27 protein-coding genes are annotated in these 25,951 nt (G+C 29.4%); 7 read left to right on the forward strand and 20 right to left on the reverse strand.

Features of this window, described 5'->3' with window-relative positions:
* Nucleotides 1-65 precede the first annotated feature (65 nt).
* Nucleotides 66-1,310: a DNA (cytosine-5-)-methyltransferase gene (dcm, locus tag ACY2RW_RS08220; protein WP_490122236.1), complete on the forward strand. Its 1,245-nt coding sequence runs from the start codon at nt 66-68 to the stop codon at nt 1,308-1,310.
* On the opposite strand, the gene ACY2RW_RS08225 is transcribed toward dcm, so the two are convergent.
* The 20 genes from ACY2RW_RS08225 to ACY2RW_RS08320 form a co-directional block, all read right to left on the reverse strand.
* On the reverse strand, nt 1,283-2,047 hold the full coding sequence (locus tag ACY2RW_RS08225; RefSeq protein ID WP_490122237.1) for an Eco47II family restriction endonuclease: 765 nt from the start codon (nt 2,045-2,047) through the stop codon (nt 1,283-1,285). The two genes, dcm and ACY2RW_RS08225, sit on opposite strands and share 28 nt — an antisense overlap.
* Nucleotides 2,048-2,192: 145 nt before the next feature.
* The gene (locus ACY2RW_RS08230) at nt 2,193-3,026 is read right to left on the reverse strand and encodes a 3'(2'),5'-bisphosphate nucleotidase CysQ family protein (protein ID WP_490122238.1); all 834 of its coding nucleotides are present in this window, start codon (nt 3,024-3,026) and stop codon (nt 2,193-2,195) included.
* Nucleotides 3,026-3,979, reverse strand: coding sequence for an oxidoreductase family protein (locus tag ACY2RW_RS08235; protein WP_490122239.1), 954 nt, complete (start codon nt 3,977-3,979; stop codon nt 3,026-3,028). The genes ACY2RW_RS08230 and ACY2RW_RS08235 overlap by 1 nt, the downstream gene beginning before the upstream one ends.
* A gap of 18 nt (nt 3,980-3,997) precedes the next feature.
* Nucleotides 3,998-4,816, reverse strand: coding sequence for a purine-nucleoside phosphorylase (locus ACY2RW_RS08240; protein ID WP_490122240.1), 819 nt, complete (start codon nt 4,814-4,816; stop codon nt 3,998-4,000).
* A 116-nt stretch (nt 4,817-4,932) separates the two neighbouring features.
* Nucleotides 4,933-5,634 carry a DM13 domain-containing protein gene (locus ACY2RW_RS08245; protein WP_490122241.1) on the reverse strand — a complete coding sequence of 234 codons (702 nt, stop codon included), beginning with the start codon at nt 5,632-5,634 and terminating at the stop codon, nt 4,933-4,935.
* Nucleotides 5,635-5,641: 7 nt separating this feature from the next.
* Nucleotides 5,642-6,271, reverse strand: a complete 630-nt coding sequence (locus ACY2RW_RS08250) for a TIGR04282 family arsenosugar biosynthesis glycosyltransferase (protein ID WP_490122242.1) — start codon at nt 6,269-6,271, stop codon at nt 5,642-5,644.
* Between the two features lie 106 nt (nt 6,272-6,377).
* Nucleotides 6,378-6,794, reverse strand: a complete 417-nt coding sequence (locus tag ACY2RW_RS08255) for a hypothetical protein (protein WP_490122243.1) — start codon at nt 6,792-6,794, stop codon at nt 6,378-6,380.
* 77 nt (nt 6,795-6,871) lie between these two features.
* Complete coding sequence (locus ACY2RW_RS08260; RefSeq protein WP_490122244.1) at nt 6,872-7,363, reverse strand: rhodanese-like domain-containing protein; 492 nt, start codon at nt 7,361-7,363, stop codon at nt 6,872-6,874.
* Between the two features lie 84 nt (nt 7,364-7,447).
* On the reverse strand, nt 7,448-8,275 hold the full coding sequence (locus ACY2RW_RS08265; RefSeq protein WP_490122245.1) for a metallophosphoesterase family protein: 828 nt from the start codon (nt 8,273-8,275) through the stop codon (nt 7,448-7,450).
* Nucleotides 8,260-9,594 carry a sodium:solute symporter family transporter gene (locus ACY2RW_RS08270; RefSeq protein ID WP_490122246.1) on the reverse strand — a complete coding sequence of 445 codons (1,335 nt, stop codon included), beginning with the start codon at nt 9,592-9,594 and terminating at the stop codon, nt 8,260-8,262. Before ACY2RW_RS08270 ends, ACY2RW_RS08265 begins: the two co-directional genes overlap by 16 nt.
* A 51-nt stretch (nt 9,595-9,645) precedes the next feature.
* Complete coding sequence (locus tag ACY2RW_RS08275) at nt 9,646-11,085, reverse strand: SusD/RagB family nutrient-binding outer membrane lipoprotein (protein WP_490122247.1); 1,440 nt, start codon at nt 11,083-11,085, stop codon at nt 9,646-9,648.
* Between the two features lie 89 nt (nt 11,086-11,174).
* The gene (locus tag ACY2RW_RS08280; protein WP_490122248.1) at nt 11,175-14,369 is read right to left on the reverse strand and encodes a SusC/RagA family TonB-linked outer membrane protein; all 3,195 of its coding nucleotides are present in this window, start codon (nt 14,367-14,369) and stop codon (nt 11,175-11,177) included.
* A gap of 163 nt (nt 14,370-14,532) precedes the next feature.
* Nucleotides 14,533-15,210 (reverse strand): DUF2064 domain-containing protein, encoded by a 678-nt coding sequence (locus ACY2RW_RS08285; protein ID WP_490122249.1) that lies wholly within the window; start codon nt 15,208-15,210, stop codon nt 14,533-14,535.
* Nucleotides 15,211-15,312: 102 nt separating this feature from the next.
* Nucleotides 15,313-16,365, reverse strand: coding sequence for an arsenosugar biosynthesis radical SAM (seleno)protein ArsS (gene arsS / locus ACY2RW_RS08290; RefSeq protein WP_490122250.1), 1,053 nt, complete (start codon nt 16,363-16,365; stop codon nt 15,313-15,315).
* A gap of 193 nt (nt 16,366-16,558) precedes the next feature.
* Entirely contained in the window at nt 16,559-16,894 is a 336-nt protein-coding gene (locus ACY2RW_RS08295; protein WP_490122251.1) for an arsenosugar biosynthesis-associated peroxidase-like protein, read from the reverse strand.
* Between the two features lie 32 nt (nt 16,895-16,926).
* The gene (locus ACY2RW_RS08300) at nt 16,927-17,637 is read right to left on the reverse strand and encodes a DUF547 domain-containing protein (protein WP_490122252.1); all 711 of its coding nucleotides are present in this window, start codon (nt 17,635-17,637) and stop codon (nt 16,927-16,929) included.
* A gap of 53 nt (nt 17,638-17,690) precedes the next feature.
* Nucleotides 17,691-18,392, reverse strand: a complete 702-nt coding sequence (locus ACY2RW_RS08305) for a queuosine precursor transporter (protein WP_490122253.1) — start codon at nt 18,390-18,392, stop codon at nt 17,691-17,693.
* 217 nt (nt 18,393-18,609) lie between these two features.
* Nucleotides 18,610-19,350 (reverse strand): Bax inhibitor-1/YccA family protein, encoded by a 741-nt coding sequence (locus ACY2RW_RS08310; RefSeq protein WP_490122254.1) that lies wholly within the window; start codon nt 19,348-19,350, stop codon nt 18,610-18,612.
* 192 nt (nt 19,351-19,542) lie between these two features.
* Nucleotides 19,543-20,700: a glycosyltransferase family 2 protein gene (locus ACY2RW_RS08315; protein ID WP_490122255.1), complete on the reverse strand. Its 1,158-nt coding sequence runs from the start codon at nt 20,698-20,700 to the stop codon at nt 19,543-19,545.
* On the reverse strand, nt 20,697-21,656 hold the full coding sequence (locus ACY2RW_RS08320; RefSeq protein ID WP_490122256.1) for a hypothetical protein: 960 nt from the start codon (nt 21,654-21,656) through the stop codon (nt 20,697-20,699). Before ACY2RW_RS08320 ends, ACY2RW_RS08315 begins: the two co-directional genes overlap by 4 nt.
* A gap of 64 nt (nt 21,657-21,720) precedes the next feature.
* Between ACY2RW_RS08320 and ruvC the strand changes: the two genes are divergently transcribed.
* From ruvC to ACY2RW_RS08350, 6 genes are all read left to right on the forward strand, one after another.
* A complete protein-coding gene (gene ruvC, locus ACY2RW_RS08325) occupies nt 21,721-22,272 on the forward strand; it encodes a crossover junction endodeoxyribonuclease RuvC (protein WP_490122257.1) in 552 nt (183 codons plus the stop codon).
* Nucleotides 22,273-22,331: 59 nt separating this feature from the next.
* Nucleotides 22,332-22,646, forward strand: coding sequence for a four helix bundle protein (locus tag ACY2RW_RS08330; protein WP_490122258.1), 315 nt, complete (start codon nt 22,332-22,334; stop codon nt 22,644-22,646).
* 35 nt (nt 22,647-22,681) lie between these two features.
* Nucleotides 22,682-23,818, forward strand: coding sequence for a radical SAM family heme chaperone HemW (gene hemW, locus ACY2RW_RS08335; protein WP_490122259.1), 1,137 nt, complete (start codon nt 22,682-22,684; stop codon nt 23,816-23,818).
* 67 nt (nt 23,819-23,885) lie between these two features.
* The gene (locus ACY2RW_RS08340; protein WP_490122260.1) at nt 23,886-24,179 is read left to right on the forward strand and encodes a GIY-YIG nuclease family protein; all 294 of its coding nucleotides are present in this window, start codon (nt 23,886-23,888) and stop codon (nt 24,177-24,179) included.
* A gap of 29 nt (nt 24,180-24,208) precedes the next feature.
* Entirely contained in the window at nt 24,209-24,958 is a 750-nt protein-coding gene (locus ACY2RW_RS08345; RefSeq protein WP_490122261.1) for a cyclase family protein, read from the forward strand.
* Nucleotides 24,959-24,962: 4 nt separating this feature from the next.
* Entirely contained in the window at nt 24,963-25,907 is a 945-nt protein-coding gene (locus tag ACY2RW_RS08350) for an alpha/beta fold hydrolase (RefSeq protein ID WP_490122262.1), read from the forward strand.
* The last annotated feature ends 44 nt before the right edge of the window (nt 25,908-25,951 follow it).

The raw sequence follows: 25,951 nt of genomic DNA on the forward strand, positions 1-25,951 counted from the left end.
TATTGTAATCTTTTTTATTCGATATTTTATTATATTTTTGTAACCAATGTATAAGGTTGTGTAATATGGTTACAAAAGAGTATTATTCTTTAAATGAAGTTTCTCAAATTTTAGGAAAAAGTAAAGAAACTCTAAGACGTTGGGATAGAGAAGGTAAATTTCTTGCTGTAAGAGAACCTATTAGTAAATATAGGATCTACAAAAAAGAACAAATAAACACTCTTTTAAAACAACTATCTATAGATTACGAAGATACAATAGATAATTCTGTAAAACCAATTCAAGAGTTTAAAGTTTTAGAGTTGTTTGCAGGTGCAGGTGGTTTGGCAGTAGGTTTGGAAAAATCTGGAATAAAATGCGTTGCTCTTAATGAGATTGATAAATGGGCATGTAATACATTAAGAGAAAATAGACCCAATTGGAATGTTCTAGAAGGAGATATTAAATCTTTTAATTTTTCAACATATAAGAATCAAGTAGATATTGTTACAGGTGGTTTTCCTTGCCAAGCTTTTAGTTATGCAGGAAAAAAATTAGGTTTTAAAGATGCTAGAGGAACGTTGTTTTACGAGTTTGCAAGAGTTGTAAAAGAAGTAAATCCTATTATGTGTATAGGTGAAAATGTAAAAGGATTGTTATCTCACGAAAAAGGAAAAACTATTGAAGGAATGATTTCTATATTAGATGAAATTGGCTACAATGTTGTTCCTGTACAGGTATTAAAAGCAATTAATTATAGAGTTCCTCAAAAAAGAGAACGCGTAATTTTAGTTGGAATAAGAAAAGATATTGATTTGAAATATGAATATCCAAAACCTCATAATAAAATTTACAACTTAGTTGACGCTCTAAAAAAAGGGGAATTATATGATAGTAACGTTCCAAAATCTATAGGTTCAAAATATCCTGAGCACAAAAAAGAAGTTTTAAAATTAGTTCCTCAAAAAGGTTATTGGCGAAATTTACCTATAGATATTCAGAAAGAATATATGGGCAAAAGTTTTTATTTGGGTGGAGGTAAAACAGGAATTGCAAGAAGAATTGGTTGGGATGAACCAAGCCTAACATTAACTTGTAGTCCAGCTCAAAAGCAAACAGAAAGATGTCACCCAGAAGAAACCAGACCATTTACTGTAAGAGAATATGCCCGAATTCAAACTTTTCCAGATGATTGGAAATTTATGGGGTCTGTTTCTCAGCAGTATAAACAAATAGGAAATGCAGTTCCTTGTAATTTAGGCGAAGAAATAGGATATTCTATCATAAAATTTTTAAACAAATATTATTTAAGTTTATCAAAACCTAAATAGTAACTGTAATTTTCAAAAGTAATTTCATCTAAAATACTTCTTTTTGAGATATGAGAACTTGCTGAAATTTCTTCTAGAGCCGAATTTGTTTGAACATCTTTATTTTCTTGTAAACTTAAATAGTTTTGAATAGCTTTAGGTAGAACTTGATACAATTCAAATAAAGCATTTTCTTTTCCAGAAAGTAACTTATAAAATTGATCTCCAGAAATTTTATAAACTCTGCTATGGCTGTATTCTTTTCCATTGATTTCTCCAAACCACTTTTCATTAAAACTATTTTTGGCTAAAATTTGAACCCAATAGCATTTTGCTTGTTTGTAAGTGTCTGCATAATTCGCTAATTTTTGAAATAAACTTTCAGCAGAACTACTGTTCATTGTATTATGCTTGTTTTTTATATCTGCAAATAAAGTATTGTCTTTAGCTTTCACATCAAAACCACTTAAATTACCAATTTCAAAACCTTTAATACCACCTAAAATTTGTTCATGAAAAGTACCAATAGAATTATTTATAGATTTATCTACTTGACGATTGATTTCTGTTTTAATCAAAGTTTCTTCATCTAAATCATTAAACTTAGCATCAAAAGTTAATTTTATAGTATCAATTTTGTTTTTATAAAACTTCTTTTTGCTAACATTTTCTTTGGCTTTTAAATATGACTTATGCAGATTTTCTATACACCACATTAAGTGATCATCAGATATATAACTTAAGTATTCATTTGCCATTTTTCAATTTCAATTTTATTAATGACGAATTTAGATATTAAAATTGGTTTTTAAAAATCAAATAACCTTGATTACCTCTTTAAAAAGTGTTATTATTCTTTAAAAGATTTCAACATTAATAGCAAAAATTTAGATAGTTGATAAGTTATTTATCAAAACTTAAATTAGCATAATAAATCCCTTTATCATTCATAAAAGTACTTTCTTTTGCGTTTAAATCTAACTGACCACCCTCAAAATTTGTAGCAATAAAACCCAGCTCTTTAAAAATACAAGCAGTGGCTGCATAATCCCAAATACTTCCACTACCTTTTTCTTTTTTAGGAAGTTTTAGCAATAAAGCAGGTGCGTTTTCAGCAACCAGAATAGCATTTAACACAGACCCAGCACCAGAAATTTCTTGATAATCTTGTAAGCCTAATTCTTTTACTTTTTTAAGTAAAATGTTTTTTATTTTATTTTGATTTGGGGTGTTAGACAATGTTTTGTCTGTTACATAGGTCAAGTAGTTTTTCGGTTGTTGCAATTGCCAAGGTTTTCCGTTTTTAAAAGCTCCTTTAGCATAAATTGCATGATATACAATTTTTGTTGATGGGTTGTAAACAACTCCAATTTTAGGTATCCCATCTTTAGAAACCAAAGCTATAGCAACCACAAATCCAGGATATTTATTAATAAAAGCCAAAGTGCCATCCAAAGGATCTATGCACCAGAAAAAATCTTTAGTCAATCTACTTTTATCATCTTCTGTCTCTTCTGTTAGAAGTCCCAGATTATGGGTTTTACAAGTTGGAACAAGGTGTTCTAAGATAATGCGTTCACATTCTTTATCAACCTTAGTAACTACTTGAGATGCATAAGTGTTGCCACCTACTTTTTTTTCTACATCAATATCTTTATCAATATATTTTTGGATGCTTTTCCCTGCTTCTAAAGCAGCTTGTATTGCAATTCGTGAGAGTTCTTGAAAATCAGCCATTATAAATTTTGAATTACAGTTTTAATGATTCTTTCACTATAACTATTAATTTTCCAATGTTCTGGACTCCATCCTTTTAAAAAACGATGAAAATCTGCCCAAGCAAAGTGATATAAATTACGCCATTCTTCTTCAAGTGCTTCGTTTTTAACACCTAAAGCTAGGTGCAATCTTTTAAAATAGGTGTCTAAGATTTTGGTTTCTAAACGTTCAGAATCTTCTTCGAACAAACAACTTCCAACAAAGTAAGCAACATCTTTCATTCCACAACCACCACCTACGTACTGAAAATCTACACCAGCAACTTTTCCATCTTCAGAAAAACAAAAATTTGCCAATTTAGCATCACCATGTACAAAGGTTTTGAATTGGCAATTGTTTAAATACTCATCAATTTTTGAGGCAGCTTCTTTAAGAGTAACATCACTCAAAACTTCTAATTCTTGAGATCTTGTAGCCAAATGCCAATATGTGCCAGTTTTCCAAAGTCCTTTTGGTGTCTTACCCAAATAGCTGGCATGAAAGTTTGCCAACCATTTTAAACAGCTTTCAATAGCTTTCCAATCTATCGTATTTTTACGAATAGGAAATCCAGCAGTATCTAAATCTTCTAAAATAATGAGTACTTCATCATCTTTTTGTGTAACTCCAAAACATTTTGGTAAACGTGCAGTACTTTGGTTGCTATAATTTTGATACCAATAAGTTTCTACTTGATAGGATTTTAGTTTTCTAAGATGACCAATTTCAGAATTCCAACCTCTTGGGTGATGAGTTTGGTTAGGTAATTGTACATTTTTAACCACTACACTTTTTAACTCAGCACCTTGTAGTTGAATGCGTTTAATTTTTCCATAACCACTCCATAATTCTTGAATAACTTCTTTTTCATTTAGAGTTGAAGCACCTGTTTTTTCTAATATAAATGATTGAAAGTGTTCATTCAAACCCATAAGTAATTGTGTATATTATTACAAAAGTTCAATCACCTTTTTAAAAAGCGTAATCATGTTAGGTTCTGCTTCTCCAGCAATGGCAATAATTTCTGCAATATCTACAGGTTGTAAATTTTTAGGATCACATTCATCTGTTAAGACAGAAACAGCTGCACATGGTAAGTTTAATTGTTTGGCAACAATTACTTCTGGTACTGTACTCATACCTACTGCATCAACTTCTAAAATTTGTAACATTCTGTATTCGGCTTTAGTTTCTAATTGTGGACCTAAAACACTAGCATACGTTCCATTATGAAGTTGTATTTTTTGTTCTGTAGCAATTAAATTTAATTTTGTATTGATTTCTTTAGAATAAGGTTCTAGCATATCAGCAAAAATATTTCCGAAATTATTTGCACCTTTAAAGGCTAGTGGAGAAGTTCCTTGAAGATTAATATGGTCATCAATTAACATTAAATCTCCTTTTTCATAATCCAAATTTATAGCTCCTGCTGCATTAGATATTAACAAGTTTTTAATTCCTAAACCATGCATAGTTCTTATTCCATAAGTAACTTCCCAAGCATTGTAACCTTCGTATAAATGAAAACGACCAGACATAACCAACACTTTTTTGCCTGACAATTCTCCGTAAATTAATTTTCCAGAATGAAACTCTACTGTGGCTTCTGGAAAATGAGGAATATCTGCGTACGGAATTTCTTTTTCAATTGAAATTACACCTACTAATTTACCTAAACCTGTGCCTAAGACAATTCCTGTTTCTGGATGCGTAATGCCATTTGATTTTAAAAAATCGATGGTTTCTTGTAGTTGATTTTGTTTGTTCATAGTTGATTCTAATTAACTTTGTCATTTCTGACGAAAAGTGAAATCACAAAATACAGATTTCTCGATACAATTTTCTCGTAAACTCAAAAATCATTCGAAATGACAGAATAGAGGTTTTACTGAATTACTAATTTTTGTGTTTTAGATTTTCCATCAACATCAATTTTAACCATATAAATTCCTTTATTTAAAAAAGAAATATCAACTGTTTTTTCGTCGATTTTAGATTGATGAAAAACTTGTTTTCCTAAAACATTAAAAATACGAATTTCAGCAGAAACTCCATCAATATTAGAAAACTGAATTTTATTTTTTGCAGGATTTGGATAAAAATAAATTTTATCAACTTTAAAATTGTTGACATCTAAAACAGAACAATTGTTGGAGGTAAAAGAATTAAATGTACCAACATCCCAAAAAGCTGTAAATTGTAGACAAAAGAAAAAAACTGTGTCATATTTTGAAATATCAACACCATTAGGTATTGCAGCTGTATAACTTTGTGCACCAGAAAAACCAATTAATCCAAAGGAGATATGATCTAAATTTTCTGGATTTAAACTTTTTAATTCAGCAATAGATTTTCCATCAGATTTTACCAAATACAATCTTACATCTGGACCAGATGCAGTACTATAATTGCTTGCAAAATTTACTGTAATTGTTTTATTGGTATTTAAAACGACACTAATATCACCAGAAACATTATAAGATGGTGTAGAGGTGTTGTTACCAAAATTTGATGCATTTTCAGTACATTGAGCACTAATTTGTAAAGTAAAAAGACTTAAAAAAGCGAAAAGTAAAAGTGTTTTCATTGTAAAATTATTTAGAGTTGATAAATGTTGACATAATTTCTGGGATGTTTTTAATATCCTCATATACATCTATGTCGTTTTTAAACTCTAATAATTTCACTTTTTTATCAATTAAATCTTGTAAAGTATCTTTTCTAACGGTTTCTGTACCCCATTTTTTGTTTTTGAAGACTTTTTCTTGTAGAGAATTCATTCCCAATAAATAATAACCACCATCTTCTGCAGGTCCCAAAACCACATCATTTTTATCTAACTCAGTAAATGCTTGTTCTATGTTTTTTGATGATAAATCGTATAAATCACTCCCAATAATTAGCACTTTTTTGTAACCAGCATCAAACCCATTTTGGAAAGCATTTTTCATTCTAATGCCTAAATCTTCACCAACTTGTTGGTTTTTTTGAAAGATATTCTCATCCCAAATATCATTTTTTCTAATTTTTACGGAATAATAAACAGCTTTATCAGCGGTTTTTACTTTGGAAGAAATATCTCTGGTTCTTTTTAGTAAAAATTTATAGATTTCAAGAGCTGTTTTATCTCCAACAGTTTTTGCCAAACGTGTTTTTGCTTTTCCTAATTCTGGATTTCTAGTGAAGATTAGTAAGAGGTTTTCAGACTGCGTTCGGAATGACATAAAATTTGTAATTTTCAACGTTTTGGTATAAGCTTTGTTACTTTTTTGTTAGCTTAAAAATAAGAAAAATAATGTAGCAATAAATTTTATATAGTGTTGGCTTTAGTTATTTGATTTCAACTGGAATTTTTACTAATCTTTCAATAGTGTCTTTATTATTCAGTACTTCAGTCAAGTATATTTCATAAAAATTATCTTTAATATTATCTTCTTGAGCATTTATTGTCATATGAAACCCTTGTTCAGAAGAATATGTATTTGAAAAAGATGATTTTCCTCTTGATGTAATTTTCAGAAGTCTATCTCCTAAATTTTTTGAATGTAAAATGATTTCAGAATTTTTCCCAATTTCAAGATGTTTTTTGTCATTTGTTATTGAGTATTTTAATTCTCCACTTTTGTCAATTCCTTCTTTATTATCTTTACAAGAAAATGAAATTAGCAAAGTCAAAATCATATAATATTTAAAAAACTTTTTTTCTTTCAGAAATTTCACAAAATTCATTTTTAATTTAAAATCCATATTCAAATGATAATTACCTCTTATCAAACAATTTGCTTGCAAGAAAAACTTTTCCACTAATTAAAGCCAACTAACAATTAATACACCTTCTTACCTTTTTTTAACCATTTGCCCCAATTTTTACTAAAAGTATGGACTTTTTCAGTATTGTTGCCTAAAGTATCTACAACCTGAAAATTAGCATTTTTCCATTCAAAAATACCACCATATAAATTGTATACATTGGTATATCCTGCTTGTATAAGTTTATGGGCAACTGTTTCAGAACGAATGCCTAAAGAGCAATACACTACAATTTTTGCATTCTTATCTTTTGGTAATTTGGCAATAGTTTCTTTGAGTTTGAAATTGTCATAGCCAACACAAATAGCATTTTTTAAATGACTAACTTTATACTCTTTTTCTTCTCTTGCGTCTAATAAAATTGCTTTTGTTTTTGGCAAAGCCAATGTTTCTACAGACATGTAAGGAACATTTCTTTTGTTCCATTTATTCAACAATTTATCTAATTTTTTTTGTGCAGAAACAGTTGAAGTAACTACTAATAAAAAGATGAGTATTTTTTTCATTTTGATGAATTTTAGTGGAGTTAAAAAAAAAATGTCAGGTTGAGCGCAGTCGAAACCTATTTTTACATTATCAAATTATAATTTTTACAATTGAATACCAAATCCTTGCAAACCAGTTTCTATGGGTGGTAAAATTTCTGTATTATCCCAAATACCTGTAACAATTGTTCTCGAATATTCTTCAGGAAGTAAACCATTTTGCATTAATTTACTTGTTAATTTATAATTGTATGCTAATGTTTTATGTGTAAAGTTAAAATTATTATCTGAATCGTCTAAAATTACATACCAAACAGTTGGATTTCCATCATTTGCAGGCATACCAATTACTCCAGGATTCAACCAAAGTTTCTTTTTTTCTTGATGATTGAAAGGCAAACCACAATGTCCGCCAATAATAACATCACTCTTAGTAGCTTTAAAATTTGGTTCTTTTATTGCCCAATCTGTAGATTTAAAAATAAATTCTGATACATTAAAATAAGAACCATGCACTACAGTTACGCTCTTTTTAGCATATTTAAATGAAATATGATTGGGAATTGTTTTTAAAAATTCCATCGAATTTTCAGACAATTTACTTTGCGCATAAGGATACCAAAGTTGAGAAAAATCATCACATCTGGATCCTTCTCTAAAATCGCAACCACAATCTGCTGCATTTTCTCGTAACTGAATTTCTACATTTCCAGCAATGCTATTTACTCCCCATAATTTTAATAATTGGACAGTTTCTTCAGGTTGTGCACAGTAACCCACAATATCTCCAGTGCAAATGCAGTTTTCTGGCGGAATATTTTCCTTCTCAGCAATTTGTTTTAAAGCTTCTAACGCTTGTAAATTGCTGTAAACACCTCCAAAAATGAGTGTTTTATCAGATATTTTGCCTAAATGTTTTATTTCTTGATCCATTTTGGAATAAAATATAAAATGATACAACTTAAAATACCCCAAAGATTTACCCAAAGCAAATCTGCATATTTTCCTTTTGTAAAAACTAACGATTCTGGAAACGTTTTAAAAACTAACAAGATTCCAAAAAACAAACCACAAATTACACTTGCATAGAAACTAATTTTTGGCACTTTTACATTCCAAAAAATAAAAACGGGAGTTAATCCAATAACCATCGTTCCAGAAATGGTGGTTGCAGATAAAATTTCTGCTCCAAAAAATACAGGTAATGTTCCTAAAACAGCAACAATTATCATGGAAATTCTTCCAAAAGAAACTGTTTTTCCTAAACCTAAATCCACAGATAACAATTTAGAAAATGAAGAGAAAGTAGAGTCTAAAGTGGATGCTGCAGAAGTTATCATAATAAAGTTAATAACTAATAAAATTACAATTCCTAAAGCTTTACCAACTTCTACAGCTGCTTGTCCTTCCATTCCTTGCGATTGTGCATACACACCAATTACACTGAATAAAATAATACAAATTGCGCCCAAAACACTTGCCCATAAAAAGCTTTTACGAGTTACTTTTGGCGAACTTATAAAACCTCTGTCCGTTAAAACAGGGTCGTGAAAAGGGTAACTAAAAGATTGAATAATTGCAGCGAAAAAGAGGTTTAAGCCCAACTCAAAACTCCAAGTTCCTGATGTAATTATTTCTTTTGTAGTAAATTCTTCCGCAGAAAAAATAGTTGCTAAAATAATGATTAACAAAACAGAAAATAAAACCATTTGAATTACATCTGTAAAAATAGAACTACTTAAACCACCTTTTAAAGCGTAGCCTAAAGTTAAAATTGTAAATACAAGAATAGACCAATAATAGGAAGCGCTTTCTTGTTCTCCAAAATAACTTCCAATAACCATAGTGTTGCTCCAAACCTCATTAAAAAGCCTAAAAGCAATCAGAATAGAGAAAACTGCCATCGCTTTTTTTCCAAATCTGGAAGTTAGAAATTGATGAATACTCTTAAAACCACCTTTAACTCTTAACTGATAAATAATAATACCAGCAACTGCAAATGAAAGATAATAACCAGCATAAGCAACTCCACCAACAATACCAAAAGACAATCCTAAATTGGCGGCGTTTGTAATGCTTTTTGCAAAAATCCAAGAAATGATTAAACTCCCAGTTAATACCAAAGTATTAGGCGTTTTTTTTTGGTTTACAGCTTTAAAAAACTGATCTGTTGTTTTTGCAAGTGGAGATAAAAAAAATAGTATCAAACTTGATGTTATGACTAAAATCCACTGATAATTTATTACTTCCATATTTTTTATGAAAAACCCTTCAGGTTTTTAAAACCTGAAGGGTCTGTTTTTCTATTCGTTCCACCAAACTTTTACGTTCAAACTATTTCCATTTGTTGCAGCTTCTGCAACTTTGTAATTTTCTGCATTTAATGCACTTGCATCAGCAGGATAAGGCATTCTCTCAGGAATTAATCCATTATTTAAACTTGCAGCAACATTTTTTAAAGCAGGAAATCCTGTTCTTCTATATTCAATCCAACTTTCGTAACCGTTAATTGTATTTGCAATCCATTTTTGCGTGATAATTTGCTCTAAAGGTGTTTTTCCTATTGCATTTAAATTGGCATTTCCAGCCAAATAAGTGGCAGGTAAATTCGTATTCCAATATTCAAAAGCTTGTGCAACTCCATTGTTATATAAAGTTTCTACATTGGTGGTAATCAAACCTTTTTGAGCAGCTTCTGCTAATAAAAAACTGGTTTCCCAAGCTGTCATAAAATTTGCGTCTAAAGTAGAGGTATCTTCTCTAAATATTTTTCCAACTAAAGAATAATCATTTGGAGATGGAGTAGTGGTAGATGCATTAATCCCATTAATTAAACCGTTAAATTCGTTAGAATTAGAGTTTTTAAAAGGTTGATAAAAAGTACCAACTCTATTATCATCTAAATCTTTAAAAATTTCTTCAGCAGTTTCCGACATTACAAAATTGGTAAAATCTCCATTTCTTAATTGTGCAAACCTAAAACTATTTGGAGCTGTGTTTGTAAAATCGAAAGTGGCATTTTCACTATTATTTTTGATGTAATTTCCACTCGTAAAAATGGTTTGTAACTGATTGGAAACATCAACTTTACCAGAAATACGAATTAAATATTTAATTTTTAAAGAATTTGCAAAACGTTTCCAAGCCTCTAAATCTCCATTAAATAAAATATCTCCTTCCAATGGGATTGCAGCAGTGTATTCATTTATAGCAGCGATTCCTTTGTCTAAATTATCTAAAATTCCTTTGTCTTTTTGATAAATGTCTTCCTGTAAATCGTATTTAGGAGTTACAGTTCCATCCACACCATTAAAAGCTTCAAAATATGGAACATCACCAAAAATATCTGTCAATGCTGCAGCCATATATGCTTTTAAAATTAATGCAGGACCTTCATAAACAGCAAAAGCAGGTGTTTCACGAGATTTTTTTAATAGAATTTCATTATCACGTAAATTTGTAAAAAATATTGGCCAAGGATTTCCACCTAATTGTGGACTTTTTAAATCGTGTCTGTCAAATAAATTGAAATCTAAAAGTGCATAATGCTGTGATAATAAATTTCCTGCAGCAAAACCTTCGTAACTCATTTGTTCTCCATAATCGTAGATAACCTGTCTTAAAAGTAGACTTGGTTGTACAGAAACTGGCGAATTTTGGTTTGTATTAATTTCTTCAAAATCTTTGGTGCAGCTTGCAAACGTAATTGCAAAAATTGCGATGGTATATATATTTTTTTTCATTTTTTATGTTTTCTGTCATTTCGACCTTGTGGAGAAATCTTTTATATACGTTAAGATTTCTCCACAAGGTCGAAATGACAAATTTGTTTTTAAAAATTAAACCCTAATTTAAACCCTAAACTTCTACTGGTAGCGTAACTCATGTCTTCTACACCACTTACAAAACCATTTCCTTGAACCGCTAATTGTTCTGGATCGAAATGAGGATTTTCTGTAATTACAAATAAATTATTTCCAATAACAGAAAGGTTTAATGTAGATGTATCTTTCAAGCCTAAAAAGCCTTCTTTTAAATCTAATTTGTAACCAATTGAAAACTGACGTAATTTTAAATAAGAAGCATCATAAACATTATTTTCTTCGTGATTTCTGTCGTAAAATTGTCTGTAATAACTTTCTGCACCAACTGCAACTGTGTTTGGTTGTCCAGAATTTACATTAACTCCTTGTGCAACAATTCCTGCATCTGGTCTATAAACGGTTTCTGCTAATTGCCCACCAACATTCCCTAAAGCTCGTGTTCTTGATACAATTTCTCCACCTTGTCTCCAATCGAATAAAAAGCTTGCATTCCAATTTTTATATTGGAAACTATTGTTCCATCCTAAGGTAAAATCTGGATTGTAATTTCCTAATTTTTTTAAGGTATTGTCTGCAATATATCTTCCATCGTCTGTAATTAGAAACTCTCCTTTATCATTTTTTAAATAGCCAGTTCCATACATATCTCCAACTCTTCCACCTTCTTCTACTTGAAAAAATACAGTTTGGTTTGCGCTGTCGTAAATTCTACTGTAAGCCAAAGTTAAACGACCACCTTCTTGAGGTAAATCTTTAATAACAGACCTATTTGTAGCAAAGTTAAAAGTAGTATTCCATCTGAAATTTTCATTTCTAATTGGAGTTCCTCCTAAAATAACCTCAAAACCAGTTGTATTTACTTTTCCGCCATTTACAACTTGTTGATTATATCCTGATGAAATGGCAATTGGCAAAGAAATAATTTGATCTTTGGTTGTTGAATTATAATATGTAAAATCTACATTCAATCTGTCTTTAAAGAATCTTACATCTGCCCCAAATTCATAAGAAGTAGTAGTTTCTGGTTTCAAATTTGCATTCGGAATAAAATCTTGATTGCTAAAAGTAGGTTGTCCATTAAATGCAGTTTGTGATACAAAAGCACCAGAAGTTTGATACGGATTTGTGTCATTACCAACCTGTGCAACACTTGCTCTTAACTTCGCAAAAGAAATACTTTTAGGCAATTCTGTAACGTTCGATAAGATAAAACTTGTAGAAACAGACGGATAAAAGAAAGAAACACCATCTACAGAAAAAGGAGTTGCCAAAGCACTTGACCAATCATTTCTTCCAGTAATATCTAAATATAAATAATCCTTGTAACCAAATTTAACGATTCCGTATAAAGAGTTGATTCGTTTTTTAGAATTAAATTGAAAAAATTCAACAGGCGAAGCAGCATTGTTTAAACTAAAAATTCCTGGTTGTGCTAAATTAGTAGTTTGTGCTTGTTTTGTAGAAGCAGTTTGGTCTAATCTGTTTCCTCCAAATGATGCATCAAAAGAAAAATCGCCAAAATTATCTGTATAATTTAGTAAGAAATCGGTATTTATTTCTCTATAAAAAACATCGTGTTCTGCATACGCTCCATTTGCAAATCGGTTTGAGCTAAAATTACGATTAAATTGCCTTTTTTCTGAAGAATAATCCATTCCAGATCGAAAAGAAACACTTAATTTATTGGTAAATTTATGGTTTACAGCAATGTTTCCAAAAACACGATCTCTATTAAAAGAATTGGTATTTTCATTTAAAATGAAAAAAGGATTGTCAAAATATCTATAGTTGAAATTATATTGTTGCACTCCTTCCAAACCTGGTTGCCAATAATCTCTTAAACTATTAATGTTTAAAGATCTTGGTCCCCAAGCCACTAAAGAATAATTTACATTTTCACTTCCATAACCGTTAGAAGGTCTATTATCACTACTTGAATTTACATAATTTATGGTAGAAGTAATTCTTGTTTTTTCTGTCGGATTAAAATTTGTTTTTAAAGCCACAGTTTTACGTTCTAAATTAACTCCAGGAATAATAGATTTACTATCTAAATCCGTAAAAGACAATCTGTAAGAACCTCTCTTGAAACTATCATTTATAGAAATATTATTGATTGTTGTAACTCCAGTTTGATAAAAATCTTTCAAATTATCTGGGTTCGATTTGAATAAAGTAGGTGTAATTGTATTTCCACTATATAGAGAAGTATCTCCAGCACGAACTATAGTTCCATCTGCTAAAGTTACTGGAGAATCGAATTGAGGAACTAAAATTCCAGCATCTAATCTGGGACCCCAAGAATATGAAATTACATCATTAATTCCTCCTCCAAGTCCATTGCCATAAGCAAAGTTACCACCATTTCCTTGTCCATATTCATTTTGAAATTCTGGCAAACGAAAAGCAGTATCTAAAGTTAAAGAAGTATTAATGCTAATTCCCAATCCTTTTTTCTTACTTCCGTCTTTTGTATTAATTACAATAACTCCGTTTGAAGCTCTTGTTCCATACAAAGCAGCAGCACTTGGTCCTTTTAAAACAGTTACAGATTCTATATCATCTGGATTTACTTCCATGGCTCCATTTCCAAAATCTATTTCTTGAAAACCGGTTGCAGATTCATCTGTAAAGTTAAAAACTGTGTTGTTGTTTATTGGTGTTCCGTCTACAATAAAAAGCGGATTGTTATTAGAGAAAGAAGCTTCACCACGAATGGTAATTTTAGATGAAGAACCAACACCAGTCGCCCCTTGAGAAATAGTTACACCTGCTAATTTTCCTGATAAATTATCTAAAAAATTGGCGGTTTTAACTTCTGTTAATTCTTTTGCTTTTAATTCTTGAACACCATAGCCTAATTCTTTGGTTTTTCTGTTTAAACCTAAGGCTGTAACTACGATTTCATTCAAACTGGTTTCGTCTTCCTCTAAATAAATATTGATTCTTATTCGATTGCCAACTGTGATTTTTTGTGTTTTATAGCCTAAATACGTAAAGGTTAAAATATCTGAAGGTGAGTTTACATTTATGGAATAATTTCCGTTTTCATCTGTAGTGGTTCCATTTCCTTGCTCATTGGAAACACTTACGACTGGTAATTTTTCTCCAGATTTTTTATCGGTAACTGTTCCTGTAATTTTAGTTTGTGCAAAATTTATGCCCACGAATAGCATAAAAATCCACATAAAAATATGTTTCATTTAGTAATTTTTGTGTAAAATTTAATTTTTTAGAGATTGTCTGTCTGAGCTTTTCGACTCCGCTCAAGATAAACTCAAGTCGAGAACTATTTTTAATATCTATAACCTTTCGACTGCGCTCAAGGAGACACAATATATTTAAATTAAAAAGGTGAATAGCTATTTATGCAACAATAAAAGGCGAACCTTTATTGAAGTTTGGAGAATAAAAAACCTTTTTTATGTTGAAAAAAGGAGTAAAAACAAATGATTTTCGAAGATTGATAAGTCTTTTTAAAAGATGTAAAATTGTAACTGAAAGTGTTTTAAAACTATCCATTATCAATTGGATATCTTCTAACTTATCAATGTCATTTAAAATTTCTAAAAAAATAATTTCTAAATTTTTAGATTTTGAAATCGTGGCAATACATTTCTGTAAACCACTAGTTTGCCAAGGTAGTTTTAAGAACGTTTTTTTATTAAAATGTTCCTTTTTAATCCCCATTAAATAAAACCCACCATCTTTAGAAGGACCTAAAACCAAATCGTTAGATGTTAAATTGGTTTCGGCTTCTAATAAATGACGCACTTTTAAGTGAGGTGTGTCATTACCAATAGTAATTACATTATCAAAACCTTTATTAAAAAGGGTTTCTATGGAGTTGGTAAAACGTTCACCAAAATTGTTACCTATTTGTTCTTTTTCAGAAAAAAGAAAATATTCAATTCCAGATTTTTCTACCGCTTTTAAAGTTTGATTATTCAGTGCAGAAAAAACTTCAGAAGAAAGAAACGATTTTCTTTCCACTTCTTTTTCAGCAGAATTTGCAAAAATTAATATGGCAGTTTTGTTATTCATTCATTTATGTAAGTAATTTAATCCTTTGTTTTTATTAAATTTTTTGTTTTCAAAGTAACTCAACTTTCCCTTTTGGGGAAATGTTCGAAGAACAAAGGGGATTTATGCAACAACTCCTTGACAGCTACTTCCTGCACCAGCAGTACATCCATAACAATGTTGATTAATAATAATATTTCTGTCTTGTAAGATTTCTTCGTTATAATCTTTAATGTGTTTTACCTTACTTGCTACTTTTAAATTTAGCATTTGGTTAAAATCGCAATCGTATAAATTACCATCCCAACTTACAGAAAGTGTATTTGTACACATTACGTTTTCTACAGCAGCAGGATTGTATGCTTCTAACAAAGAGTGCATATAATCTTCATAATTATCTGAAGCGATTAAATAATCTAAAAACCTGCTAATTGGTAAGTTTGTGATGGCAAAAAGATTGTGAAAATCAATATCAAAATCTGCTTTTAATGCTTTTTTGAAATCATTTTCTAAAGCCATTTGGTCTCCAGGTAAAAATGCTCCTGAAGGATTATAGACCAAGTCTAATTTTAAATCAGACCCTGGCATTCCATAACCAACAGCATTTAATTCTTGCAATGCTTTTATTGATTTGTCAAAAACGCCATCTCCACGTTGTTTGTCTGTTTTTCCACGAGTCCAATGAGGCATTGATGAGACTACATGTACATTGTGTTTTTTAAAAAATTCAGGTAAATCGTAATATTTTTTATTGGCTCTAATAATGGTTAAGTTAGAACGAACAATAAAATCTTTAATTCCTGCTTTGGATGCTTCTTCTACAAACCATCTAAAATTAGGATTCATTTCTGGTGCACCACCAGTTAAATCTAAAGTATGTGCTTCTGTTTTTTTGATGACTTCCAAACACTGTTTCATGGTTTCTACAGTCATAATTTCTTTTCTGTCTGGACCTGCATCTACATGACAGTGTTCACAAACCTGATTACACATATACCCTAAGTTTATTTGTAGAATTTCTAATTTTTTAGGACGTAATGGAAACTGATTTGTTTCTTTTATTTTTTCTGCAAATGTGGGTAATTCTCCGTCTGCAAAAATTCCATTTGATAGGATTTCCATTTGACGTGACGTATTTGCAATGTCGTTATTCCTTGCTTTTAATGATTTTTTCATGCTGAACTTGTTTCAGTAGCTTTTGATATAATTCTAAAACTTTTTTGTAAGAATAGTATTAATTTGATAGTATCTACGAAGAAAATTAAGGTTTGGTTTTAATAAGAATAAATATAGTTGGCTTTAGATTCCTGCCTTCGCAGGAATAAGCGATTCACACATTTTTTACGAAAAGTAAAAAATGGTTCTCTGCTTACATTTCTAGTTTATTCACTTTATTCATCATTTGCACTCCATGCACTAAAGTAGCACCACTTTTTATGGCAGCACCAACGTGAATTGCTTCCATCATTTCTTCTTTGGTTATTCCTTTTTGCAAACCATCTTTAGAATAGGCATCAATGCAATATGGACATTGTTCTGTATGTGCAACAGCTAAGGCAATTAAACTTTTTTCGCGAGCAGTTAAAGCACCTTCTTCGAATACTTTTCCATAATAATCAAAGAACTTGTTTCCTAATTCTTCACTCCATTCTGTAATTTTACCAAATTTTCTTAAATCGGCTGCATCATAATATGATTTAGACATAAATTATTTTTTTTAAAAAGGAAAGATAGTAATTATTTACTGTTCAAACTCCAATCGTATTTTAAATAACTAATTTTTGCGTTAGATTTGATTTCAGTTTCTGAATACTTGTTTAAATAATCGATTACTGAGCCATTTTTAGTAAAATCTTCCTTAAACCAATCAAAGATTGAAGAAATTTGAACTTTTTTCTTAGTAATTTTATTTCTAGAAGAATCGTTTATAAAATCTTTCATTAGTTTTTCTAATGCAGAATCTATATTTTCTTCTGTAAAAGCCATGTTCCCTAGTTTTGGACAAGAACCAGAAGCACAATTAACACCCACATGAATTCTTGGGTCAAACAATTTTTTACGTAAAATTTCGTGTTCAATATGGTCTAAAGTATACGTTTTACCACCCACTTTTGCAAAAGGAATTTTCCAAGCAGTTTTTCCTTTTTGTTTAATATTCATGATAGATTTTACTGGATAGTTTTCTAAAATTAACTTTATAGTGTAAGCATTATATGCGTTAATCCAAAAAGCTTTTTGTTTGTTTTTTGACCATGAAGCTGCAGGAGCTGTTTTTTCTAAATACGATAAAAAAGAATCTAATTTAGCTTCATCATTTTTAAGAGATTTGTAATCTACAATTCCATCTTTGGTAACGTGTTTTTGTAATAAACCGTTAAAGATTGACGTTTGTGCATTTACTTGTGATAAAGTAAAAAGGGCAACAAATAATATAAGTATTTTTTTCATTTTTATAAATTTTCTAATTTTTTAGACGAGATATTTTTTCATTGATTACAAAATTAATCTAAAATTTCTTCTCCTATTTTTAAGTTGAATTTTTTTCTGAAAGCAAAGACAATCATATACAAAATTGGTGTGTCTAATGCTGCTATAATTATTTTGAAAAGAACTCCGCTAATTAATAGACCTGCAAACTTATTCCAAGAAATAATGTTAAAAGAACAAAGTAACGTTAAAACTGTAAGCGTATCTATAAATTGAGAGGTAAATGTTGAAAAATTATTACGAAGCCATAAATGCTTTCCTTTGGTTAAGTTTTTCCAAAAGTGATACACTCTTATGTCTATGAATTGTGCAAATAAATACGCAATCATCGAAGCAAAAACGGCTAAAGGAGCAGCTCCAAATACATTTAAAAATGTATCATCTTTTACTTGAGACCAAGAAGTTGCTGGCACTTCTTTAGAAACATAAATAATTAATAGCGAAAAAAATGACGCAAAAATACCAGCAATTACAACTTCGTTTGCCTTTTTTTTACCATAAATTTCTGATAAAATATCTGTAATTAAAAAGGTGATTGGATATGGCAATAAGCCAACTGAAACTTCGAATAATTTAACATCAAAAATTTCTATATTAAAAGGATACCAATAAAAGAATTTTTGAAAAATAAGGTTTGATGTAACTAATGAAGCAATAAATAAAGCAGCTAAAATAAGATAAATTCTATCTGCAAGTTGTTTGTTTTTTATTGTCATCGAACGAAGTTAATAAAATTTTTTAGTATTTGTTAGCGTAGTTTTTTACTTTTGTTAAAGTATTAAAATTAATTAAATTACAACCAATATGCAATTTAAAAGGAGATTTGGTAGAAGAAAAGAAACAAAACCCCAAAAAGGACTTTTTCTTGTTGTGTTATTGGCAATCGCTTTAATTCTTTGGTTTAAAGCAGAAGCGATCTTAGATTTCTTTTTTTCAAAATCGAATGGCTAATTTTTTTAGCAATCTTAAAACCTCTATATACAACCAAATTAGGGTAATTAAAAAGCCCCAAGTTGCCAACCATTCTTTCTCTTTAGGTGCTTTTCCAACTTGTCTTTCTATATAATCGAAATCCAATAATAAACTTAACGAGGCTACAATTGCAGCAATCGTATTAAAACCAATTGCTATCCAAGAAGTGCCCCAAATAAACGGAACAGAAATTCCGAAAAAAGACAAAATCCAAGAAATTATATAGATGGTAAAAATGGTTATAGAAGCAGTAATTACAACAGCTTTAAACTGTTTTGTAACTTTAATAATCTTAGTTTTAAATAACAAAAACATTACTAAAAATGTGACTATTGTTACACCAATTGCTTGTATGGGTAAACCTGGGAATTTTTTATGAGCATAAGCACTAATTCCGCCTAAAAAAAATCCTTTTGCCAACGCATAAACTGGCAATAAATGTTTTGCTAAATTGTGTTTAAAAGAAATAAATAGGCTCACTACAATTGCCACAAACATTCCTATGGATGTGTGCCATTTTATGTCAGTTCCGTTAAAAAATAAATGCCATGTATATAATGCTGAAGCTGCTACCAAGCAGAGCATTAAAATAGACTTTAAGATAATTCCTCCCAAACTCATTTTTGCAAAAGATCTTTTACTATCTTTCCAAAAATATCCAGAAAATGCAGGGTTTGATGTTCTTAAACCAAATATGCTCATAAATCAAATATATTATTTTTAGAAGCTATTTCCAGCTTCTTGTACTGAACTTGTTTCAGTATTTCTATTTATTTTTTTAGTTTTGTTCTCGATACAAATTTCTTCATTCTTAACAAATTCATCCGAACTGAAAATTAAAAAATAACTCAAACAAATTGTTCAATCTGGGCTAAACTTGTTTTCCAACTAATTTTATTTTTTAAAACTCCTTCCTTTCCAACGATATTTAAAAAAGATTGATTTAAAAATAATAAAAACACTAAACAAAGGATATATAAAACTACTCAACAGATACCATTTTAAAAACCCTTTTTGATGTTTAAAAAAACGAATTGTAGGTAAAAATAAAAACAAGTCTATTAATAACTTAAACCCAAAAGGAATTAGTTTTATTTGTATAGCATCTGCAAGAAATAATGAAAGAAGCACACTTAAATTTACCAAAAGAACTAGAAGTCCAATCAACTTAACTTTTACAGATTTAAAATTACTGGTTTTTGCAGCCCATCTTGTACGTTGGTTTATCAAATCTGACCAGCTTTTTACAGGAAAAGTAGTTACAATAGCTTCCTTAGATTTTAAAAATCGGATACTTTTTTTGTCCTTCTCTAAAAATTTTTCAAACAGAAAAACATCATCACCACTTGCAATTGCATTGTTGCCATCAAAACCATTTAGTTTTAGGAAATCTTCTTTTTTGTAACCCAAATTCGCGCCATTACATAGAAAAGGAAAATCTATTCCAAAACCACCAATAGTAGTTCCTTGCATACTCATAAAATCGAGTAATTGAAACTGCTCTAAAAAGTTGTTTTCAATTTTATAATTTACAGGAGCAACCACCATTTTTGGGTTGTAGCTTTGTATAAAATTATCAATAGTTTGCAACCAGTTTTCTGGTAAAACACAATCTGCATCTGTAGTTAGAATCCAATCATTTTTAGCTTTAGAAATTGCAGTAGTAATAGCATCTTTTTTGGGTGAATTGGATTTTCTGTTGTTTTTTATAATAAAAATGTCTCCTTGACCACAGTCAAGAGGTTTTAGGTTTCGACTGCGCTTAACCTGACAATAAGAAATGAAGTTATTTATAACTTCGAGAGAATTATCAGAAGAATCATCATCAACAAAAATAAATTCTACTAAGTTTTTTGGGTAATTTAAATTAGCAATAGAATTTAATAATTTGGATAAATTTTTAGCTTCATTTCTAAAAGGAATAACAACAGAAATAGTTGTTTTAATTTTAAGATTTTTAGGAATATATTCATCAACTTTTTTGAATCCTATTGCCAAAGAGACAATTAAAATTGCGTAGAAAGCGAATAAAAAAGCTAAAAAACAAATCATTTGGTAAAATTAGGTTTAAAAATTAACACAAAATAACTTCCTATAATTGCTGGCAGAACAAAATTGAAAATCCACATAATTGTTGTGATTGATAAGATTTTAAATGCATCAACTTTAAAATAAGTAAAAACCCAAATAGCAACTGTTCCTTTTAAAACAACATCAAATAGAGACAACATTGGTATAATTGAAGCAATAAAATAAACTGATGTTATTGCAGAAATTGCATCGATGTAAGAAATATCAACTTTAAAAATCGACAATAAAAAATAAAATTGATGAGAGAAAATTACAAATCTTAAAAACGATAAAAAACCAATTTCAATATTTAGTTTCAGTGGAATTTTTCTAATAAAATTTCTCGCTTTTTCAAATGAATATCCTCTGTAATTAAAATATTTCGCACCAAAAAAGAAAGCAGAAATTACGAATAATGCTAAAATTAAAAAACGAAAAATTCGATGAAAATCAATTTCTATCGAATGCTGAATTACAAAATAAATAAAGCCAATCATCCCAAAAAATAGAGTAGCAGTCATTTGATAAAAATTACCCACTAAGTTTAAACCCATAATTTGTTTTCGAAGCAGCTTATCAAAATACAATGCTTTTGCACCATATTCTCCAATTCTATTGGGTGTAATTAAAGATGTTGTTAATGAGGCTAAACTTTGTTTTAGAGCTTCAGAAAATGAAATTTCTTTAACAAACGCAACTAGTTTTTTCCACTTTAAAATTTCTAAAAAATGATTAAAAATTGAAAAAAAGAATAGTAAAATAATGTTTTTGAGTGAAAAAACATTGTTTTTAATCAAATTTTGATAAAAATCGATAAACTTAAATTGCTCATTTTCTACAAGTTTTGTGTAAATAAAATATCCACAACCAATTACAATAGATAGTTTTATTATCAACCAAAAGAATTGTTTAGATTTGTAAGAAAGCGAATTGTACATTGTTTGCAAAGTAACAAATAATCGTGAGTAAGCATAAAGAGAAAACCAAAAACAATCTACGATTTTGAAGACAGAAAAAATCATATTAGGAATTGATCCAGGAACCACAATAATGGGTTTTGGTTTGATAAAAGTTGTAGGTAAAAAAATGGAATTTATTCAAATGAATGAATTACAACTTAAAAAATACGATGATCATTACTTAAAACTAAAACTCATTTTTGAACGAACTATAGAATTAATAGATACACATCATCCAGATGAAATTGCGATTGAAGCTCCTTTTTATGGTAAGAATGTACAAAGTATGCTAAAGTTGGGTAGAGCACAAGGAGTTGCAATGGCTGCAGGTTTGTCTAGAGAAATACCAATTACTGAATATTTGCCAAAGAAGATAAAAATGGCAATTACAGGAAATGGAAATGCGAGTAAAGAGCAAGTAGCTTTGATGCTAAAGTCTTTGTTAAATTTAAAAACCTTGCCTAAAAATTTGGATGCTACAGATGGTTTAGCAGCTGCAGTTTGTCATTTTTACAACTCAGGAAAAGTGGTTGGAGGTAAAAATTATACAGGTTGGGCGAGTTTTGTGAAGCAGAATCCTAAAAAAATTAAATAATTTTTTAGTTTTCAGTAGCAGTAGCAGTTTTGATTAACAATTTTGATGAAATATAAGTTATGAGTTTTATAGATCTATTAGCATTTAAAAAATCTTTTCCAAAAGAAGAAAAGTATTCTCTAACAGACCAAATAAGATCTTCTAGAAGTGTGTCTGCAAATATATCAGAAGCCTATAGAAAGAGACAATACCTAAAATATTTTTCAAGTAAATTGACTGATTCTGATGCTGATGCTGAAAATTCTGAAACTTTAACTTGGTTAATGTTAGCTTTAGAGTGTAAATACATTGATAAAGGTACTTTTAAAAATTTAGAAGTAGGAAAGTTAATTAATTACATGATTAATAACCCAGGTAAATTTGGAGTCAAATAGATCTGCGAACTGATACTGCTACTGAAAACTATTTTATGTCAGGAATATACATTCACATACCATTTTGCAAGCAAGCTTGTTATTATTGCAACTTCTTTTTTTCTACATCTTTGAAAAAGAAAGATGAGTTAATTTTTTGTTTGGTAAAAGAAATCGAATTAAGAAAAGATGAGATTGAAATTGATATTGTAGAAACCATTTATTTTGGAGGAGGAACACCTTCGTTATTAAAAACAGCAGAAATTCAGTTATTAATAGATGCAGTTTACAACAATTTTAAAGTAGTAGAAAACCCAGAAATAACGTTAGAAGCTAATCCAGATGATTTATCTAAAGAAAAAATAATAGCACTCTCTAAATCGCCAATTAACAGATTAAGTATTGGAGTTCAATCTTTTTTTGAAAAAGATTTAAAATTAATGAATCGTGCACACAATTCTAAAGAAGCAAAAGATTGTTTGAAAATTGCTTCGCAATATTTTGATAATATTTCTGTCGATTTAATTTATGGAATTCCAGATTGTACCAATGATGAATGGAGAGAGAATATACAAATGGCATTGAGTATTGGAGTGCCTCATATTTCAAGTTACGCTCTAACTGTAGAACCAGAAACAGCTTTAGAAAGTTTTATAAAAAAAGGAATTATTAAAAATGTAGATGATGACAAAGCAGAAGCACAATTTTTAATTTTAACGGATGAATTAAGCAAAGCAGGATTTATTCATTATGAATTATCAAATTTTGGAAAAGAAAATTACTTAAGTAAAAATAATTCTTCTTATTGGTTGGGTAAATCCTATCTAGGTATTGGTCCTTCTGCACATTCTTTTAACGGAAAACAAAGAAGTTGGAACGTACAAAACAATTCGAAATACATAAAAGCTATTCTTAAAAATGAGTTGCCAATTCAAAGAGAAACATTATCTATTGTAGATAGGTATAATGAGTATGTAATGACAGGTTTAAGAACTATTTGGGGCGTTTCTTTAGAAAAAATTGAAAATGATTTTGGAGAAAATTATGTAAAATATTTAGAAATGCAATCTAAAAAATACATTCAAAAAGAATTATTGTATATTGAAAACAAAATTTTAAAAACCACTAAAAAAGGGAAATTTTTATCTGATGGAATCGCATCCGACCTTTTTATGTTAAACCTTTTACACTGAATTTATTTCAATGTTTTTTTGATGCATAGTTAAAGATTAATTAAATTTTAAAGATATCTTTTTATATATGATTCAAGGGTTTGTTTATATACTTTCTAATAAAAATTACACAGTTCTATATGTTGGGGCTACAAAGTATTTAAAGGAAAGAATTGAGCTACATAAAAATGGTAAAGGTGTAAAATTTACAAAAAAATATAATGTAAATGTTTTGTTATATTTTGAAAAATATCCTGACTTTCATAAAGCTTTTAAAAGAGAAAAACAATTAAAGAATTGGCATAAAGATTGGAAATGGAATTTAATAAAACAAACAAATCCCAAATTAAAAGACTTATATTTGGATATAAAAAGTAAATAATTAACGTTACTGAAACAAGTTCAGCATAAATGAAAGCAGTAGTAGAATACAATTCAAGAAAAATTACAGTAAACATTTCAAAACCTATAGATATTTCTATTCCTATAGACGTTTCTAAAAAGAATGTAAATGCTTGGTATTTAGAAGATCCTAAAATTTTTCCTCAAGAATTTGATGGCGAAGTTGTAAAAGTATCAGAAGGTGCTGTTGTAAATTTTAACAATATTCATTTTAATCCACATTCACACGTTACACATACAGAATGTGTAGGGCATATTACTAAAGAAGTACATTCTGTAAATAAAAATTTAAAATATTATATTTTTTTAGCAGAAGTTGTTACAATTGCGCCTTTGTTTCATAATGGAGATTTTTTAATTGGCGTAAAACAATTGCAAAATGCACTAAGAAATAAAAAAAGAGATGCTATTGTAATTAGAACTTTACCCAATTTAGCCGAGAAAAAGACCATGCAATATTCCAATACAAACCCAACTTATTTATCTGAAAAAGCAGCTATTTATTTAAGAGAAAAAGGAATTAAACATTTGTTAATAGATTTACCTTCAGTAGATAAAGAAAAAGATGATGGTAAGTTGTTATCTCATAACGCTTTTTGGAATACATCTGGAAAAGTTAGAATGGATGCCACCATTACAGAGTTTATTTATGTACCAAATTCAGTCGAAGATGGAGAGTATTTATTAAATTTAATGATTGCTCCTTTTGAAAATGATGCTACACCTAGCAAGCCAGTTTTATATGAAATTATAAAATAAATCGATGAAAAAAAAGGGTTCTAAAAAAAGAATTTTTTATGGATTCGCCATTATTCTGTTAATCGTACTTTATAATGCTACTTATGCTGATGTTTCTGTAGAAGAATTAAAAAAAGAATATGCAAATGAACATTCTAAATATGTAGAAATTGATGGAATGCAGGTGCATTACAGAGATGAAGGAAAAGGCTTTCCAATCGTTTTAATTCATGGTACAGCATCTTCTTTACACACTTGGAATGATTGGACAAAAGAACTCACTAAAAACTATAGAGTTATAAGAATGGATTTGCCTGCTTTTGGTTTAACTGGCCCAAATGCAACTGGAGATTATTCCATAAAAAGTTACACTGCTTTTTTACATCAATTTTTAAATAAGATTCAGGTTGATAAATTCCATTTAGCTGGAAATTCTTTAGGAGGAAACATTGCTTGGAATTACACTGCAGAACATCCAGATAAAGTAGAAAAACTCATTTTAGTAGATGCCAGTGGTTTGCCAACAAATAAACCACAACCTTGGATTTTTAAAATGGCAAAAACGCCTATTGTAAATTCGATGTTTTTATATCTTACACCAAAATTTGTCATCAAGCAAAACATGAAACAGGTATATGCAGATGATACCAAAATTACAGATTCTTTAATCAATCGTTATCACAAAATGGCATTGAGAGTTGGAAATAGAAAGGCTTTTATAGACAGAGCAAAAATTGATTTTAAACCTTCTGAAAATGCAAATATAGAGAAGTTAAAAAGCATAAAAACACCTACATTATTAATTTGGGGAGCCAAAGATACTTGGATTCCTTTAGACAATGGAAAAAGAATGAATAGCATTTTATCAAACTCTAAATTGGTGGTTTTAGAAAATTCTGGTCACGTTCCTATGGAAGAAAATCCTGAAGAGAGTTTGGTTGTTTTGAAAAAAATTATTGAGATTCGTTAACGGTTTTGTGTTGTTAGTTATTTAGTTTAATGTAATTTTAAAAA

The sequence above is a fragment of the Polaribacter sp. 2305UL8-11 genome, from assembly GCF_058147165.1.

What these genes read in the sequence shown, in the direction of transcription:
- dcm (WP_490122236.1), top strand. Translation starts at nt 66, where the DNA reads ATGGTTACAAAAGAGTATTATTCTTTAAATGAAGTTTCTCAAATTTTA.
- ACY2RW_RS08225 (WP_490122237.1), bottom strand. Translation starts at nt 2,047, where the DNA reads ATGGCAAATGAATACTTAAGTTATATATCTGATGATCACTTAATGTGG.
- ACY2RW_RS08230 (WP_490122238.1), bottom strand. Translation starts at nt 3,026, where the DNA reads ATGGCTGATTTTCAAGAACTCTCACGAATTGCAATACAAGCTGCTTTA.
- ACY2RW_RS08235 (WP_490122239.1), bottom strand. Translation starts at nt 3,979, where the DNA reads ATGGGTTTGAATGAACACTTTCAATCATTTATATTAGAAAAAACAGGT.
- ACY2RW_RS08240 (WP_490122240.1), bottom strand. Translation starts at nt 4,816, where the DNA reads ATGAACAAACAAAATCAACTACAAGAAACCATCGATTTTTTAAAATCA.
- ACY2RW_RS08245 (WP_490122241.1), bottom strand. Translation starts at nt 5,634, where the DNA reads ATGAAAACACTTTTACTTTTCGCTTTTTTAAGTCTTTTTACTTTACAA.
- ACY2RW_RS08250 (WP_490122242.1), bottom strand. Translation starts at nt 6,271, where the DNA reads ATGTCATTCCGAACGCAGTCTGAAAACCTCTTACTAATCTTCACTAGA.
- ACY2RW_RS08255 (WP_490122243.1), bottom strand. Translation starts at nt 6,794, where the DNA reads ATGGATTTTAAATTAAAAATGAATTTTGTGAAATTTCTGAAAGAAAAA.
- ACY2RW_RS08260 (WP_490122244.1), bottom strand. Translation starts at nt 7,363, where the DNA reads ATGAAAAAAATACTCATCTTTTTATTAGTAGTTACTTCAACTGTTTCT.
- ACY2RW_RS08265 (WP_490122245.1), bottom strand. Translation starts at nt 8,275, where the DNA reads ATGGATCAAGAAATAAAACATTTAGGCAAAATATCTGATAAAACACTC.
- ACY2RW_RS08270 (WP_490122246.1), bottom strand. Translation starts at nt 9,594, where the DNA reads ATGGAAGTAATAAATTATCAGTGGATTTTAGTCATAACATCAAGTTTG.
- ACY2RW_RS08275 (WP_490122247.1), bottom strand. Translation starts at nt 11,085, where the DNA reads ATGAAAAAAAATATATATACCATCGCAATTTTTGCAATTACGTTTGCA.
- ACY2RW_RS08280 (WP_490122248.1), bottom strand. Translation starts at nt 14,369, where the DNA reads ATGAAACATATTTTTATGTGGATTTTTATGCTATTCGTGGGCATAAAT.
- ACY2RW_RS08285 (WP_490122249.1), bottom strand. Translation starts at nt 15,210, where the DNA reads ATGAATAACAAAACTGCCATATTAATTTTTGCAAATTCTGCTGAAAAA.
- arsS (WP_490122250.1), bottom strand. Translation starts at nt 16,365, where the DNA reads ATGAAAAAATCATTAAAAGCAAGGAATAACGACATTGCAAATACGTCA.
- ACY2RW_RS08295 (WP_490122251.1), bottom strand. Translation starts at nt 16,894, where the DNA reads ATGTCTAAATCATATTATGATGCAGCCGATTTAAGAAAATTTGGTAAA.
- ACY2RW_RS08300 (WP_490122252.1), bottom strand. Translation starts at nt 17,637, where the DNA reads ATGAAAAAAATACTTATATTATTTGTTGCCCTTTTTACTTTATCACAA.
- ACY2RW_RS08305 (WP_490122253.1), bottom strand. Translation starts at nt 18,392, where the DNA reads ATGACAATAAAAAACAAACAACTTGCAGATAGAATTTATCTTATTTTA.
- ACY2RW_RS08310 (WP_490122254.1), bottom strand. Translation starts at nt 19,350, where the DNA reads ATGAGCATATTTGGTTTAAGAACATCAAACCCTGCATTTTCTGGATAT.
- ACY2RW_RS08315 (WP_490122255.1), bottom strand. Translation starts at nt 20,700, where the DNA reads ATGATTTGTTTTTTAGCTTTTTTATTCGCTTTCTACGCAATTTTAATT.
- ACY2RW_RS08320 (WP_490122256.1), bottom strand. Translation starts at nt 21,656, where the DNA reads ATGTACAATTCGCTTTCTTACAAATCTAAACAATTCTTTTGGTTGATA.
- ACY2RW_RS08330 (WP_490122258.1), top strand. Translation starts at nt 22,332, where the DNA reads ATGAGTTTTATAGATCTATTAGCATTTAAAAAATCTTTTCCAAAAGAA.
- hemW (WP_490122259.1), top strand. Translation starts at nt 22,682, where the DNA reads ATGTCAGGAATATACATTCACATACCATTTTGCAAGCAAGCTTGTTAT.
- ACY2RW_RS08340 (WP_490122260.1), top strand. Translation starts at nt 23,886, where the DNA reads ATGATTCAAGGGTTTGTTTATATACTTTCTAATAAAAATTACACAGTT.
- ACY2RW_RS08345 (WP_490122261.1), top strand. Translation starts at nt 24,209, where the DNA reads ATGAAAGCAGTAGTAGAATACAATTCAAGAAAAATTACAGTAAACATT.
- ACY2RW_RS08350 (WP_490122262.1), top strand. Translation starts at nt 24,963, where the DNA reads ATGAAAAAAAAGGGTTCTAAAAAAAGAATTTTTTATGGATTCGCCATT.